We start from the raw sequence: 17,831 nt of genomic DNA on the forward strand, positions 1-17,831 counted from the left end.
CGTGGTCCTCTCAGGAAATCAGTTTTTCAAGTTCATCTGCTGATAAACGATTGAGAGCCTCCAAGGATTTAGCCAAAACATCATGAACGGGCTGCAAATCAGGTTGCAGGGCTTGTACGGCCGCGCTGAAAGCCGCCAGATCGGCACTGGCGAACAGGCTGGCCAACGGCACTTCGAAGCCCAACAACTCGCGCAAACGCAGGGCCACCTGAGTGGCCAGCAGCGAATGGCCGCCGAGCTCGAAGAAGTTGTCCGTCAGGCCGACTCGCTCCAGCTTCAACACGTCGGCCCAGACCTCGGCGATCTGCTGTTGCAGTTCGCTTTCAGGCGCCACGTAGATGTTTTGCAGCAGGCTGGCATCCGGTTGCGGCAGGGCCTTGCGGTCGAGCTTGCCGTTGGCGGTCAGCGGCAGGCTGTCGAGCAACAACAGGTGCGCCGGCACCATGTAATCCGGCAGGTTGTGCTTGAGCGCCTGGCGCAGGTGCTCACGCCACGGGCCCTGTTGATCGAGTTCGACCGACTGATCGGCCACCAGATACGCGACCAGTTGCACGCCACCGGCGCCTGGTTGATCGAGTACCACGGCCTGACGGATTTGCGGCAGCGCCAACAATTGCGCCTCGATTTCCCCCAACTCGATACGGAAACCACGGATCTTCACTTGATGGTCGATGCGTCCGGCGTACTCGATCCGGCCATCGGCGCGATAGCGCGCCAGGTCACCGGTGCGGTACAGCCGCGCGCCGTCGTCACCGAACGGGTTGGGCACGAAACGCAATGCGCTGAGGTCGGCACGCTTGAGATAACCGCGTGCCAGCCCGGCGCCGCTGACGTGCAATTCACCGATGCAGCCCTTCGCCACCGGTTGCAGGTCGGCGTCGAGCACGTACCAGCCGAGGTCCGGGATCGGTTCGCCCAGCGGGCTGCCGGCATCCTGTTCGAGATCGGCCAGGGTCAACGGACGGTAAGTCACGTGAACCGTGGTTTCGGTAATGCCGTACATGTTGACCAGTTGTGGCGCGGTGTCGCCGAAGCGTTCGAACCATGGACGCAGGCTGCGCACTTCCAGCGCTTCACCGCCGAACACGACGTAACGCAGCGACAGTTGTGCATCCTGTGGTGCGTCGCAGGCGACTTGCATCAGTTGCTTGAAGGCCGACGGCGTCTGGTTGAGCACGGTGATGCGCTCGCGACACAGCAGCGCATGGAACTCCTGCGGCGAGCGGCTGACGCTGTGCGGCACGATCACCAGACGCCCGCCATGCAACAGCGCGCCAAAGATTTCCCAGACCGAGAAGTCGAACGCGTACGAGTGGAACAGCGTCCAGCGATCCTCGGCACCGAAGCTGAACCAAGGGTCCGTGGCCTCGAACAGACGCAGCACGTTGTCGTGAGCCAGCAGCGTACCTTTCGGCTTGCCGGTGGAGCCCGAGGTGTAGATCACGTAAGCGAGGCTGGCGCTGTCGGCCCAGACCTGCGGATCGGTTGCCAATTGATCCTGCCAGCGGCTGTCATCACCCAGCAGCAGGGTTTCGACGCTGTCGGCCACTGCCAGATGATCGAGCACCCCCGGCTGCATCAGCAGCAAGGCAATGCCGCTGTCTTCGATCATGTATTGCAAGCGCTCGGCCGGGTACTGCGGGTCCAGCGGCAGGTAAGCGCCGCCGGCCTTGAGGATGGCGACCAGGCCGACGATCATGTCGATCGAACGCTCGGCAGCCAGACCGACCAGCACATCGGCGCCGACGCCCCGTGCGATCAGGGCATGGGCCAGGCGGTTGGCACGGGCGTTGAGTTCGCCGTAGCTCAATTGTTCCTCGCCCAGGCTCACGGCAATTGCCTGCGGTGCCCGACGCACTTGTGCTTCGATCAGCTGTGGCAGGGTGCGGGTTTGCGCAAAGGTGGCCGGCGCACGGTTCCAGTCCTGCAACACCGCCTGGTGCTGCGCGGCATCGAACACACTCAGATCGGCCAACAGACGTTGCGCCGGCGAGTCGGCCATTTGCTGCAACAGGTGCTGCAAGTGGCCGCTTATCTGCTCGATCTGCGCAGCGCTGAAATGTTGCCGGGCATAGGCAAATTGCAACGACAGGCTGTCGCCCAGATCCACCAGCACCGTCAACGGCAGGTTGGTCTGTTCCTGGCTGCACGCCTGGCCGAAACGCAAGCCTTGCGGCGCACCGTTATTCAGCGCCTCCGACACCGGGTAGTTCTCGAACACCAGCAGGCTGTCGAACAAGCCTTCGCCACGTTGCCCCGACCAGCGCTGGATGTCTGCCAGCGGCGTGTATTCGAATTCGCGCATGGCCAGGTTCAGCGCCTGCACTGTTTGCAGCCACTCACCGAGGGGTTGCTCGACACGCGGGGTGGCGATCACCGGTAAGGTGTTGATGAACAAACCGACCTGTTGCTCGACGCCTGGCAGCTCGGCCGGACGCCCGGCGACCGTAGCGCCGAACGCCACGGTCGGTTGCCCGGTGTAACGCTGCAACAGCAGCAACCAGGCGGCCTGCACCACGGTGTTGAGGGTGACCTTGTGCTGACGGGCGAACGCGCCCAGACGTTGCGTCTGCTCACGGCCCAGCCATCGGGTTTGCTGGTCGTAACCGCTCTGGCCAGCGGTCGCCAGCGTATCCAGGCAGCTGCGGGCCAAGTAAGTCGGTTCCTCGAGGTCGGCCAGACGCTCAGTCCAGAAGCGTTCGCTGGCCTGACCGTCCTGACGCTGCAGCCAGCCGATGTAATCAGCATAACGGCCCAGCGGCGCGGCCGGGGTTACACCGGCGTAGCGCTGCATCACTTCGCCGAGCAACTGCGAGTTGCTCCAGCCGTCCATGAGGATGTGATGGCTGGTGTAGATCATTTCGTGGCGGTCATCATCGGTGCGCACCAGCACCAGACGCAGCAACGGTGCCTGCAACAGGTCGAAGCCCTGTTGCAGTTGCTCTTGCGCCAGCACGTCGAGCGCCGACGGCAGGTCAGCGCGGCCTCGCCAGTCCTGCAGGCTGAACGGCAACTCGGCCTGGCGCTGGACGATTTGCAGCGGCTGTTCCTGCTCGGAGATCCACACGAACCGCGTACGCAGAATCGCATGACGGTCGACCGCGCCCTGCCAGGCCTGACGCAAACGCTCGGGATCCAGGCCTTCGACGCTGACGCGCATCTGGTTGATGTAATCGCCCGAACCTTGTTCGTACAGGCTGTGGAACAACATGCCCTGTTGCATCGGCGACAGCGGGTAGATGTCTTCGACATCGGCACCGGCACCCGGCAAGGCGTCGAGCTGTTGCTGGTTGAGCGACGCCAACGGGAAGTCCGACGGCGTAATGCCGGCGTTCTGCGCGGCGCAGCAATGCTCGACCAGCGCCGCCAGTTCGACCGCGTATTCATCGGCCAGACGTTGAATGGTCGCTTCATCGAACATTTCGCGGCTGAACGTCCAGCCCAGGCTCAACTCGCCACCGTAGACCTGACCGTTGAGTTCCAGCCAGTTGCCCAGCGGCGCCAACGGGCTCTGTTCGTCGCCGGCCTTTTCGCTGGCCGGGGCGAACAGTGCGCCGTCATCGAACTGGCTGTCGAACTGGCCGAGGTAGTTGAAGGTGATGCGCGGTGTCGGCAGCGCCGCCAGCTCACGGCGGGTCGCTTCGTCGCCGAAGTAACGCAACACGCCGAAGCCCAGGCCTTTGTCGGGAATCGCCCGCAGCTGTTCCTTGATCTGCTTGATCGAACCGTCAAGCGACGCGGCGGGAGTCAGGCGCACCGGGAACAGGCTGGTGAACCAGCCGACGCTGCGGCTCAGGTCGAGGTCGTCGAACAGATCTTCGCGACCATGCCCTTCCAGCTGAATCAAAGTCGAGGCGTGCCCCGTCCAGCGGCAGATGACTCGGGCCAGTGCGGTCATTAGCAGGTCGTTGACCTGAGTGCGATACGCCGCCGGCGCCTGTTGCAGCAGTTGTCGGGTCAGCACTTGATCGAGGCGCGTCTGGACGGTGTGTGCGTAACGATTTTGCAGACTGGCCTGTGGATGGGTGCACGGCAGGTCGACGGGCGCATCAGCCAGTTGTGCGCGCCACAGCTCGAGTTCGCCAGCGCGTTGCGGCGCGTGTTGTTGCAAACGTTCGGCCCAGTGCTTGAAGGCGCTGGTCTTGGCTGGCAGGCGCGGGGTCTTGCCGTCGATGCGCTGCTGGTAAGCGCTTTGCAAATCTTCCAGCAGAATCCGCCATGACACACCGTCCACCACCAAGTGGTGCACCGCCAGCAGCAAGCGTTGCGAACCATCGGCCAGGGTCATCAACAAGCCACGCAACAGCGGGCCGTGTGCCAGGTCGAAGCTGCGTTGTGCCTCAAGGCAAGCGTCCTGCAACTGTTGTTCATCGCTGACACTCGCCTGCATCAGCAGGGTGTGTTGCACCGTTGTTGCGTGATGATTTGCGGTCCAGCCGCTGGCCGTTTCTGTGAACGACAGGCGCAAGGCATCGTGATGCGCGACCAGTGCTTGCAAGGCTTGCTCAAGCGCAGTTGCCTCAATGCTGACGGCCGGTTTGAGCATCACCGACTGGTTCCAGTGATGCTGCTCGGCAATCTCGGCCGCAAAGAACCACTGCTGGAACGGCAGCAACGGCGTGGCGCCACTGACCGCGCCCTGATCGATCTGCGCCGCGCCATCGCCCAGCGTCGCGACGCCCGCCAGCGCCTGGACGGTCTGGTACTGGAACAAGTCTTTGGGGGTAAAGCGGATTCCGGCCTGACGGGCACGGGCTACCACTTGAATCGAAATGATCGAATCGCCACCCAGTTCAAAGAAGTTATCGGCCAAGCCGACTCGCGGCAGTTTCAGCACATCGGCCCACACCGCAGCGATACGCTGCTCCAGCTCATTGCGCGGAGCGATGTATTCGGCTTTGCCGGCGCCCAATTCAGGCTTCGGCAGCGCCTTGCGATCCAGCTTGCCGTTGGGACTCAACGGCATCTGCGGCAGCGTCAGCCACTGGTTGGGCACCATGTATTCCGGCAGCCCGGCGTGCAGATGACGCATCAGCGTGTCGCGCCAGTCCGCGCTGTCTTCGTTCAGCACCACGTAACCGGTCAACAGTTTGCCGTCGATCACCAACACCGCGGCTTCTCGGACAATGGCGTGTTCGAGCAGACGCGCTTCGATTTCACCGAGTTCGATACGCAGGCCGCGCAGCTTGACCTGATGGTCGATTCGGCCGGCGTATTCGATCACGCCGTCGGCGCGGTAGCGTGCCAGGTCACCGGTGCGGTAGATCCGTTCGCCGGCGCCGAAAGGGCTGACCGCAAAACGTTCGGCGGTCAGCGCCGGACGCTGGTGGTAGCCGCGCGCCAGACCGACGCCCGCCAGGTACAACTCGCCGAGCACGCCGGTCGGCACCGGCTCAAGGTTATCGTCAAGGATGTAGCAGCCGAGGTTGGCAATCGGCTGGCCGATCGGCACGCTGTCGCGGCCCTCCTCCACACACGTCCAGTGCGTCACGTCGATGGCCGCTTCGGTCGGGCCGTAAAGGTTGTACAGCCCGGCAGTTGGCAGCTTGGCGAAGACTTGCTGTTGCGCGTCTGCCGGCAGCGCTTCACCGCTGCAGACGATGCGTTGCAGGCTGGTGCACGTACCGACCTCGGCGTCTTGCAAGAAGGCTTGCAACATCGACGGCACAAAGTGCAGCGTGGTGATGTGTTCGCGATTGATCAGCGCCACCAGTTTTGCCGGATCGCGGTGATCGCCCGGGGCTGCGACGACCAGACGTGCGCCGGTCATCAGTGGCCAGAAGAACTCCCACACCGACACGTCAAAGCTGAACGGGGTTTTTTGCAGCACGCTGTCGCCCGCGCCGATCTCATAGGCCTGTTGCATCCAGCACAGACGGTTGGTCAGGGCGACATGACGGTTGCCAGCGCCTTTCGGTTTGCCGGTGGAGCCGGAGGTGTAAATCACGTAGGCAAGGTTTTCACCTGTGACCGCTACATCCGGATTGTCGCTGGCGAAGCCCTCCAGCGACGCCTCGATCAACAGGGTTTGTACCTGACCGCTCAATGGCAAGGCATCGAGCAGATGCGCCTGAGTCAGCAACAGCTGGACGCCGCTGTCTTCGATCATGTAGGCCAGGCGATCCTGCGGGTATTCAGGGTCCAGCGGCACGTAGGCGCCCCCGGCCTTGAGCACGGCCAACAGCGCGACGACCATTTCGATCGAACGTTCGGCGGCGATGCCGACCAGGCTTTCAGGTCCGACACCCAGCGCCATCAGCTTGTGCGCCAACTGGTTGGCGCGGGCATTGAGTTGCGCGTAGCTCAGGCATTCATCGGCGTATTTCAGCGCCATGGCGTCCGGCGTGCGCAGCACTTGCGCTTCGATCAACTGCTGCACGCTCAGGTGCAGCGGGTATTCGGTGGCAGTGGCGTTCCAGTCTTCGAGAATCTGCTGACGCTCCTGCGCGGCGAGCATCGGTAACGCGGCGATCGCCTGCTGCGGTGCAGCGACAATCGCCCGCAGCAATGCCTGCCAGTGTTCGAACAGGCGCGCGATGGTCGTCGCCTCGAACAGATCGCTGGCGTAGGTCAGACTGACCATCAGCCCGGCGGCGGTTTCGGTGGTGTCCAGGGTCAGGTCGAACTGGGCGGTGGCGCTGTCCCACGGCAGGCCTTCGATGCGCAAATCCGCCACAGCGGTGACCGGCGCGGCATCGCGCTGGTGGTTGAACAGCACCTGGAACAACGGGCTGTGGCTCAGGCTGCGCTCTGGCGCCAGCGCTTCGACCAATTGCTCGAACGGCAGATCCTGATGCGCCTGGGCGCCCATTGCGGCCTGACGCGTCTGCGCCAGCAGATCACGGAAACTCAGCTCCCCGGCAAACTGTGCACGCATCACCTGGGTGTTGACGAAGAAGCCGATCAGGCCTTCGGTTTCAGCGCGGTTGCGGTTGGCAATCGGCACACCGACGCGGATATCGTCCTGACCACTGTAGCGGTGCAACAGGGTCTGGAACGAGGCCAGCAAGAGCATGAACATCGTCACCCCCTCACGTCGGGCAACCTCCTGCAATTGCGCACTCAACGCGGATTCCAGCGGCGCATCCAGCCGCGCGCCACGATAGCTCTGCACCGCCGGACGCGAATGGTCCAGCGGCAGCTCCAGCACCGGTTGTTCGCCGCCGAGTTGAGCCCTCCAATAATCGAGTTGACGCTGACGTTCGCCGGCCTCCATCCACTGTCGTTGCCACTGGGCAAAATCGGCGTATTGCAGCGTCAGCGCTGCCAGTTCGAGCGGTTGTCCGGCGCATTCTGCGGCGTACATCGCCATCAGTTCGCGCACCATCACTTGCATCGACCAACCGTCAGAAACGATGTGGTGCTGAGTGATCACCAGCACATGATCATCCGCCGCCATCCGTAGCAAAGCGACGCGCAGCAGTGGCCCGTTCAACAGATCGAACGGTTGGCGGATCTGCGCCTGCACCCAGTTCGCCGGCCCCTCTTCGGTGTTGAGGCGGTGTTGTTCAATCGTCAATTGTCCCTGCGCATGAACCACCTGCACGGTGCGTTCGTCGTCCTGACGGAACGTGGTGCGCAACGGTTCGTGACGGGCCACCAGTTGATTGAAGCTGTGCTGCAACGCAGCGATGTCCAGCGCACCGCGCAAGCGCAGTGCACTTGGCACGTGGTAAGCGGCGCTGTCCGGCTCCAGTTGCCAGAGGAACCACTGACGTTCCTGGGCATAAGACAACGCCAGTGCATCACCGCGCGGCAACGCCAGCATTGGCACAGCTTCGCTGTGTTGCAGGGTCGCGCAGGCGGCGGCAAAGGCTTGCAGCGTCGGCTGCTCGAACAGGGTGCGCATCGGCACATCGAGCTTGAGCGTCTGGCGGACCCGGGAAATCACCTGGGTGGCCAGCAACGAGTGACCGCCGCGTTCGAAAAAGTGATCGTTGAGCCCCACCGCGCCGGACTCCAGCACGGCTTCCCAGATCTGCGCCAGTTGCACCTGCAGCAAGGTCTGCGGCGCGGCATAAGCGCACAAATCCTGGTTCAGTTCGGCTTTCGGCAGCGCGGTGCGATCCAGTTTGCCGTTGTTGTTCAAGGGCAACGCGTCCAGCAACAGCAGGTGCGCCGGCACCATGTAATCGGGCAGCACTTGTTGCAGCGAAGCTTTGAGCGAGCCCAGCCACTGCGCCTGCGCGGTCGCAGGTTCGGTGCCTGCTTCGGGCACCACATAAGCCACCAGTTGTGCGCCCCCCGGGAAATCCTGAGCGATGACTGCGGCGGCGTGCACGCCTTCCTGCGCTTGCAGACAGGCTTCGATTTCCCCCATCTCAATGCGCAAGCCACGAATCTTCACTTGGTGGTCGATCCGCCCGGCGTATTCCAGATCGCCGTTTTCGTTATAACGGGCCAGGTCGCCGCTGCGGTACAGCCGCGCCCCTGCCTCGGCGGCAAACGGGTCTGGCAGGAAGCGCTCGGCGGTGAGGGCCGGACGGTCGAAATACTGCTGCGCCAGACAGGCGCTCGCGCCAATGCACAACTCGCCGACACCGCCAGCCGGCAGCAATTGCCCGGCGCTGTCGAGCACATACAACGCGCGGCCGGGGATGGCTCGGCCAATCGGAATGCCGAAACTATCGTTGGCATCGCTCAGGCGGCAATCGTGGACGCTGGACACCACCGTCGCCTCGGTCGGCCCGTAGGTGTTGAGCAAGCGCACATGGCTCAACCCAGCCTCGTGCCACAGGCGCAGGCCTTCGACCGACATCGCTTCACCACCGACGTGAACCTGACGCAACGGGCCCAGGCTGGCGATGTTGCCGCCAGCACATTCACGCGCCAGCAAGAACCAATAAGCCGCCGGCAAGTCCGCCAGGGTCACGCCATTACCGACGATCTGCTCGGCCAACTGGATGACGTCCCAGAGTTCGTCACCGCGCATGATCAGCGCCGCACCGACACACAGCGGCGGGTAGCACTGTTCGACAAAACCATCGAAGCTGAACGTCGCAAATTGCAGCACGCGATCATCAGCGGTGAGCGCCGAATACTCGGCACCGGTCTGGCAGAACTCGCGCAGCGCCGCATGAGCAATCGCCACGCCTTTCGGCTGGCCGGTGGAACCCGAGGTGTAAATCACGTACGCCAGGTCATCGACCGTGGCGTGATTCAGCGGATCGCTGTCCGCATAAGCGCCCAGCGTCTCGATGATTTCGCCCAGGTGCAAATGTTCAAGACCTGCCGGCAGCGGCACGTCTTGCAGCAGAGCGGATTCATCGAGCAGCAGATCGACACGGCTGTCTTCGATCATGTAGGCCAGACGCTGGGCCGGGTAGTTGGCATCAAGCGGTACGTAAGCGGCGCCCGTCTTCAGCACGGCCAGCAAACTGACGATCATTTGCGGGCCACGACGCAGCGCCAGACCGATGCGTTTGCCCGGTGCTGCACCGCTGGCCAGCAGACGGTGAGCGAGGCGATTCGCCTGACGGTTGAGCTCGTCATAGCTCAGACGCTGTTCACCGCACTGTACGGCCAGTGCCTGCGGTGTGGCTTTGGCCTGCGCGGCAATGCGCTCGTGCACCAGGCCGATGTGCTGCAATTGCAGCGCTGGCGACTGGCAATGGGCGAGCATGGTGTACGTGGCAGCGGCATCGAGCAACGTCAGGTTACCGAGGCAAGCGGTGACGTTGGTGATCAATTGCTCAAGCAAGTGGCGCAGGTTGGCGCAGAGCATGTGCACTTGGGCGGCGCTGAATCGCGCGGCGTCGTAGCTCATCTCCAGGCTCAGCGTGGCGCCCAGTTCGATGCCCAGCGTCAGCGGATAGTGAGTGCGTTCATGGTTATGCAGGTTGCCGAAGGTCAACCCGGCCGGCGCGCCCTGTTTCAGCGCCTCGGCGACCGGGAAGTTTTCGAACACCAGCAGACTGTCGAACAGCGCCGAGCCCTGATGCCCTGCCCAGCCTTGAATGTCGAACAACGGCACATGCTCGAATTCACGCAGGGCCAGGTTCTGCGCCTGCAGATCGCTCAACCACTGCCCGACGCGCTGATCCGGGCGCGGGTTGCACACCAGCGGCAAGGTGTTGATGAACAACCCCAGTTGCTGCTCGATGCCCGGCAGCGGCGCCGAACGACCGGCCACTGTCGCGCCGAACGCTACGCAGTCCTGCCCGGTGTAGCGTTGCAGCAACAGGCTCCAGGCCGCTTGCAGCAACGTGTTGAGGGTGACTTTCTGCTGACGGGCGAACTCGCCCAGACGCCGCGTTGCGGCTGCGTCGATCACCTCGCGATGCTCGTCTGAGCCGTGGCCAGCCACGGGCGCACGCACGGCATCGGCGAGCAGTGTCGGCGCCTGCAACGGCGCCAGCGCAGCGCTCCAGAACGCTTTGCCAGCGTCTGCCGATTGCTGCTGCAACCAGCCCATGTAATCGCGGTAATGCCCCACCGGCGCCGGCAATGAGCGCGCGTCGGCGTAGTGCGAAATCACCTCGCCGAGCAGCTGCGCGTTACTCCAGCCGTCCATGAGGATGTGATGGCTGGTGTAGATCAAATGCCAGCTATCGGCGCCGGTGCGCACCAGCTTCAAGCGCAACGACGGCGCGCAGTCGAGTTCGAAACCTTGCGCCCGCTCCATCTCGGCCAGCGCATCGGTGTCCGTGTTTTCCAGCACCTGCAGCGGCAGTTGCACTTGGCGGCTGATCACTTGATGGGCGCTGTCCAGGCCTTGCCAGTGGAAGCTGCTGCGCAACACATCATGACGCGCCAGCGCCGCTTGCCAGGCGTCGGCAAAACGCTGTGGATCGAGGCCCTGGATGTCCAGACGCATCTGGCTGATGTACGCCTCGACCTGCGGTTCATAAAGGGTATGGAACAACATGCCCTGCTGCATCGGCGACAGCGGATAAACATCTTCGATGACGGCGGCGGCGACCGGCAACGCATCCAGTTGCGCCTGGCTGATGCGCGCCAACGGGAAGTCCGACGGCGTCACTTGCGCGGTGTCGAGGGCGCAGCAGTGCTCGATCAGGGCAGTCAGTTCTGCGGCGTAGCGATCGACCAGATACTGCACGGTGGCGCTATCGAACATCTGCGAGCTGAAACCCCAACTCAGGCTCAATTCGCCGCCATAGACCTGGCCTTCGACCGTCAACCAGTTATCCAGCGGCGCCTGTTGATCCTGGGCGACACCGCCAAACTCGGTGGACGGCACCAGCAGCGCCTGCTCATCGAACTGACGATCGAACTGCCCCAGATAGTTGAAGGTAATGCGCGGCGCAGGCAATGCAGCCAGTTCTTCGCGCACCGACGGCGCGGCCAGGTAACGCAGTACGCCGTAACCCAGCCCTTTGTCCGGAACCGCGCGCAGTTGTTCTTTGATCGCCTTGATCGAACCGTCGAGGTCCTCGGTCGCCACCAGATTGACGGCGAACAGGCTGGTGAACCAGCCGATGCTGCGCGTCAGGTCAATGTCGTCGAACAGGTCTTCCCGGCCATGGCCTTCCAGCTGGATCAGGGTGCCCGGCTGACCGCTCCAGCCACTGATAGTGCGCGCCAATGCCGTCAGCAGCAGATCGTTGACCTGCGTGCGATAGGCCGCCGGTGCCTGTTGCAGCAATTGGCGAGTGCGCTCGGCGTCCAGACGCCATTCGATTTTTTTACCGAAACGGTTTTGCAGACTGCCTTCAGGGCGTTCGCACGGCAGATCCTGCGCGGTGTTGTGCTGGGCTTTCCAGTAAGCCAGTTGATCGTCGAAGCGCGAAGCCTCGGTGCTCAGGCGCGCCGTCCAGCTCTGGAACGCACTGGTCCTGGCCGGCAATTGCACACCACCGCCCGCCGCGAGTTGTTCGTAGGCTTGCTGCAAATCTTCCAGCAACACGCGCCACGACACACCGTCCACTACCAGGTGATGGAGGATCAGCGACAGGCGCTGACTGCCATCGGCCATGGTCACCAACACCGCGCGCAACAGCGGCCCGTTGGCCAGATCAAGACTGCGCTGGGCTTCGTCGCAATGGGCGCTCAGTTGCGCGGTCGTCTCGGCCGTGCGCAGCCACACGTCAGCGCGTTCGACCTGTGCCGCGTACGCTTGCCGCCAGCCGTCGACGCCCTCGACAAAACGCAGACGCAAGGCATCGTGGTGATTGATTACATGGGTCAATGCCGTGTCGAGCCACTGAGCATTCAGCGCCTCGCGCGGGGTCAGCAAAAGGGACTGGTTCCAGTGCTCACGCTGCGGCATCGCCCGGCTGAAGAACTGCTGCTGGATCGGCCCCAGCAACGCTTCGCCCGTCGCCGATGCCTGATCCACCGAGCTGAGGCTGTCGAGGATTGCGACCAATGCCAGACTGCGCACAGTCTGATACTGGAACAGGTCGCGCGGGCTGATACGGATCCCGGCCTGCCGCGCGCGGCTGACCACTTGAATCGAAATGATCGAATCACCGCCCAGCTCGAAAAAGTTGTCTTCCAGACCCACACGCTGCAGACCGAGCACGTCTTCCCAGATCGCGGCCAGGGCCTTTTGCATGGCATCCTGCGGCGCAACGAAGGCTTGTTGCGGCGCGGCATCCGGTTCCGGCAAGGCTTTGCGATCCAGCTTGCCGTTGGCGGTGACCGGCAACCTGTCCAGCTTCAGCAGGTAGGTCGGCACCATGAATTCCGGCAAACTGCCGAGCAGCCAGGCCTTGACGTCCTGTTGCCATTGTTCGTCTGCCTGAGCGGTTTCCAGCACCAGATAGCCGACCAGATGTTTGCCGCCCTGCACCAGCACCACGGCTTCACGCACCAGCGGATGCTGCATCAGGCGGGTTTCGATTTCGCCCAACTCGATACGCAAGCCGCGCAACTTCACCTGATGATCGAGACGCCCGAGGTATTCGATGACGCCGTCGGCACGTTGGCGCACCCGGTCACCGGTGCGGTACAGGCGCGCGCCGTCGTGGAACGGGCACGGCACAAAACGCTCGGCAGTCAGCGCCGGGCGCTGGTGATAACTGCGCGCCAGCCCTGCACCGCCCAGATACAACTCACCGGCGACGCCGCTCGGCACCGGCAACAGTTCGGCGTCGAGCACATGCGTGCGCAGGTTGGCGATCGGCCGACCGATCGGCACGCTGTCGGCGCGTTCGTCGACACAGGTCCAGTGGGTGACGTCGATGGCCGCTTCGGTCGGGCCGTACAAATTGTAGAGCCCGGCGTTCGGCAGCTTGGCGAACACTTGCAGTTGCGCATCCAGCGGCAGCGCTTCGCCGCTGCAGACAATGCGCTTGAGGCCGACACAGGCCTCGACGCCCGGCTCATGAATAAACGCCTGCAACATCGACGGGACAAAGTGCAGCGTGCTGATGCCGTAGCGGTTGATGGTCTCGATCAACAGCGATGGATCGCGGTGCGCACCCGGTGCGGCCACGACCAGGCGCGCGCCGGTCAGCAGCGGCCAGAAAAATTCCCAGACCGACACGTCAAAGCTGAACGGGGTTTTCTGCAACACCGAATCACTGGCATCCAGCCCGTAAGCCTCCTGCATCCAGCACAAACGGTTGACCAGCGCCGCATGACTGTTGCCAGCGCCTTTCGGTTTACCGGTGGAGCCGGAGGTGTAAATCACGTACGCGAGGTTCAGCGGGTCGACGACCCCATCGACACGGCCTTCGCTGTAGCGATCCAGCCAGTCAGCTTCCTGATCGAGGGTGATGACGTTCACCCCTGCCGTCGGCAGCGACGCCAGCAACGCACTCTGGGTCAGCAGCAAAGTGATGCCGCTGTCCTCGACCATGTAGGTGAGACGCTCTTGCGGGTATTCCGGATCCAGCGGCACATAGGCGCCGCCGGCCTTGAGAATCGCCAGCAGGCCGATCACCATTTCCAGCGAGCGCTCGACGCAAATCCCCACCAGACTGTCGGCCCGCACGCCTTGTTCACGCAACAGATGCGCCAGTTGGTTGGCCCGGGCATCCAGTTGTGCATAACTCAGGGTTTGCTCGGCGAACACCAGCGCCGGGGCATCCGGGGTGCGCGCCACTTGGGCTTCGATCAATTGATGAATCGGCTGCCCGCTCGGATAAACCGCTGCTGTAGCGTTCCAGGCATGCACCAGCGTGTGCTGCTCGTCCGCGTCCAGCAACGGCAGTTCGCCAATGCGTTGCGCAGGATCGGCGACCATTGCCTTGAGCAGGCGCAACCAGTGCCGCGCCATCCGTTCGATGGTCGGCGCGTCGAACAGATCGCTGGCGTAAGTCAGTGCAGCGTGTAGCTTGCCGCCTTTCTCGTAGGTGTCGAGTGTCAGGTCAAACTGAGTGGTGCGGCTTTGCCATTCGAGGCTGTCGAGCACCAGGCCCGAGGCCGTACTGAGGGCGGCGATATCGGCCACCTGCGGCTGGTGGTTGTACATCACCTGGAACAGCGGCGTGTGACTGAGGCTGCGTTCCAGTTTCAGCGCTTCGACCAGTTGCTCGAACGGCAGATCCTGATGTGCCTGAGCGCCGAGCGCCGTCTCTTTGATCGCTTGCAGCAACGCGTCGACGCGAGTCTGGCCATCCAGTCTGGTACGCAGCACCTGAGTGTTGACGAAGAAACCGATCAGGCCTTCGATCTCGGCGCGATTGCGGTTGGCAATCGGCACGCCGACACGGATGTCGGTCTGCCCGGTGTAACGGTGCAGCAGCGCATTGAACGCGCCGAGCAACAACATGAACAACGTGACTTGATGCTGTTGCGCGGTGGCGCGCAGTTGCTCGGTCAATTGACCGTCGACGGCAAACTCATAGCGCGTGCCGCGATAGCTCGGCATGGCCGGACGCGAATGGTCCAGCGGCAATTCCAGCACCGGGTGCTCATCACCCAACTGCGCCTGCCAGTATTCCAGTTGCCGCGCCTGCTCGCCGGCTTCCAGCCAACGGCGTTGCCACAGCGCGTAATCACTGTACTGGACCGGCAGCGCTGCCAGCGCCGGAGGCTGGCCGGCGTCAAAGGCGTCATAGCAACGGATGAATTCGTCGATCAGCACGTTCATCGACCAGCCATCGGAAACGATGTGGTGCAGGGTCAGCAGCAATACGTGCTCCTGCTCGGCGAGCTTGAGCAGGGTGACCCGCAACAACGGCCCGACAGCCAGATCGAACGGCAACACCGATTGCTGCTCGGCGGCACGAACGACAGCCTCCTCGCGTTCGGTGGCCGGCAGCGCGCTGAAATCTTCGTGACGGATGTTCAAGGTCGCCGTGGCCGGCACTTGCAGCAGACTGTCATCCGCCTGCCGCTGGAACACCGTGCGCAGGGTTTCATGGCGGGCGACCAGTGCGGCAAACGCCTGCTCCAGTGCCGACAGATTCAGCCGCCCGCTCAGGCGCACCGCACCCGGCAAGTTGTAGGCGCCGCTGTGCGGGTCCAGTTGCCAGAGAAACCACATCCGTTGCTGCGCGTAAGACAACGCCTGGCGGTCTTCGGCCTCGATCCCGGCCGGAATCGGAAACCGGGCGAAATCCACGCCCTCCTTTTGCAGGGCCGCGAGGAACATCTGGCGCTTTTCCAGGGGCAACCCGATAAACCGGCGAGCAAGTTTCAAGGAGTCTTCAGCATTCATTTCTCAGCATCCGGATCAGTAGGCAGGAAGCACAAAGGCACGTCGTCCCTATAAAACGAATGCACACCGGAAAAATTAGCGAATGAGAGGAAGTATCAGGAGCGAGGCAGGCGGGGATTTTCAGACGGGCAGGAAACGCTGCGGGAGCGTGCTTGCTCCCACTTTAAATGTGCTGATGTTCAGGCAGTGGCGGGCATTGAGTGCCGGCGGTGATGAACGTCGAGCTGATCCTTGATGACTTTCAGCACTTTGGCTTCGTGTTCATGAATAAAGAAATGACCGCCGGCGAGCATGTCCACGGAGAAACTGCCGAGGGTTTCCTTGCTCCAGCCGATCAATTGCTCGGTGGTCGCTCGGTCGGTGGTACCGCCAAGCACATGCACCGGGCATTTGAGCAATGGTCGCTGGATGGGCTGAAAACGTCCGCACAACAGGAAGTCGGCACGCAGCACCGGCAGGGTCAGGCTCATCAATTCGGCGTTGGCGAGAATTTCTTCGCTGGTGCCATTCAAGGTGCGCAACTGATCGATCAGTTCGGCATCGCTTTTCGGTTCAGCGAAACCGCGATCATACTCACTGCGCAGCGTCGGCGCTGCCGTGCCGGAGGCGAACAGTGCCACCGGCTCCGGTAACCCCAGGGCGCGCAAGGCATGGGCCAGCTCGCAGGCCAGCAGCGCGCCAAGACTGTGGCCGAAAATGGCATAAGGCGCACGCAGGGTCGTTTGCAGTTCGCTGGCCAACTGACGGGCCAGCGCCCGCATATCGGTTTGCAGCGCTTCGCCAAACCGTGCGCCGCGACCCGGCAGTTCTACCGGTTGCAGCGTCAGCCACTGCGGCAGTTTGCGCCGCCAGCGGCTGTAAACCATGGCACTGGCGCCCGAATAAGGAAGGCACAGCAATGTCAGCTGAGTCACCCGGCTTACCTCGAAAAGTTGTCTGTATAAAAGAACGAAGGCGGCCCTGCAGAAATTAGCCCGCGCGCGTCTATCCAGTCATTTCAAGTGACGGAAACTCTGTACTGCCGAGCCCAGTACCACCGCCCCGGCCGCTATCGCCAGCCAGAAACCGCTGCGTGCGCCATATGCATCCACCAACGCGCCGGATCCCGCCGCACCGATCGCCACGCCAATGCTCAGACCTGTTATCAACCAGGTCAGGCCTTCGGTGAGCTTGGCCGACGGCACGATACGCTCGACCAGCGCCATCGCCACAATCAACGTCGGCGAGAAAAACAGCCCCGCGACAAATACCGCCACCGAGAGGCCGAAAATATTGCTCGCCCACAACAGCGGCAGCGTCGTCACTGCGGTTGCAATACCGCCGTACATGAACAGTCGCGGCAACGGCAGTTTCGAGCGCATCGCCCCAAACGCGATCCCGGCCAGACACGACCCGATGGCGTACACCGACAACACAATGCTTGCCGCCGCAGGCTGCCCTTGTTGCTGTGCGAAAGCGACGCTGACCACATCCACCACGCCAACGATGACGCCCATGGCGAGCATCAGCGCCAGCAGCCACTGAATGTCAGTCGAGCGAATGATCGAACCCTGATGATGCGACTCGTGCGGATGCACCGGCGGTTCGGTGCTGCGCTGGACGACAAATGCACTGACACCGATCGCCAGCATCAACAGTGCCGCCAGCGGCCCGGCTTCGGGGAACACCGCCACGCACAACCCCACCGACAACGGCGGGCCGACGATGAAACAAACTTCATCAAGCACCGACTCCAGCGCATATGCCGTTTGCAATTGCGGTTGGCCACGATAGATTTCGGTCCAGCGCGCCCGCACCATCGCCGACATGCTTGGCATGCAACCGGCCAGTGCGGCGAAGATGAACAGCGTCCAGGTCGGCGCCTGCAATCGCGTGCACAGCAGCAACATCAGCAGTGCCCCGCCGCCGATCAATGCTGAAATGGGCAGCACTTTGCCCTGACCAAAGCGATCGACCAGCCGTGACACCTGCGGTGCGCAAAACGCCGTGGCCAGGGCAAACGTCGCCGCCACCGCACCGGCCAGTGCATACCCGCCCTTCAACTGCGAGAGCATGGTGATCACGCCGATACCGGTCATCGAAATCGGCATGCGCGCGATCATCCCGGCCAGTACAAAATTGCGGGCGCCGGGGGCGGTGAACAAATCGCGATAGGGGTTTGCCATGGACTGCGGCCTCATCAAGGGCCGCCAAGTTGCCATAAAGGCCGATGAACCGGGAAGCCGGGAATTGTTGGTGGAATGTGAAGGCTCATTCGCGA

3 protein-coding genes are annotated in these 17,831 nt (G+C 62.9%); all 3 read right to left on the bottom strand.

Annotated elements, in window-relative coordinates; translation table 11 throughout:
* Window positions 1-10: 10 nt before the first annotated feature.
* The 3 genes from JFT81_RS10190 to JFT81_RS10200 all read right to left on the bottom strand — a co-directional run bounded on the left by JFT81_RS10190 (window position 11) and on the right by JFT81_RS10200 (window position 17,736).
* Window positions 11-15,571 carry a non-ribosomal peptide synthetase gene (locus JFT81_RS10190; protein ID WP_201227214.1) on the bottom strand — a complete coding sequence of 5,187 codons (15,561 nt, stop codon included), beginning with the start codon at window positions 15,569-15,571 and terminating at the stop codon, window positions 11-13.
* A 179-nt stretch (window positions 15,572-15,750) separates the two neighbouring features.
* Window positions 15,751-16,485 carry an alpha/beta fold hydrolase gene (locus JFT81_RS10195; RefSeq protein WP_201227215.1) on the bottom strand — a complete coding sequence of 245 codons (735 nt, stop codon included), beginning with the start codon at window positions 16,483-16,485 and terminating at the stop codon, window positions 15,751-15,753.
* Between the two features lie 78 nt (window positions 16,486-16,563).
* The gene (locus JFT81_RS10200; protein WP_201227216.1) at window positions 16,564-17,736 is read right to left on the bottom strand and encodes an MFS transporter; all 1,173 of its coding nucleotides are present in this window, start codon (window positions 17,734-17,736) and stop codon (window positions 16,564-16,566) included.
* Window positions 17,737-17,831 lie beyond the last annotated feature (95 nt).

Origin of the sequence: Pseudomonas sp. TH43, assembly GCF_016650635.1 — a bacterium.
In the GTDB taxonomy this organism is placed as follows: domain Bacteria; phylum Pseudomonadota; class Gammaproteobacteria; order Pseudomonadales; family Pseudomonadaceae; genus Aquipseudomonas.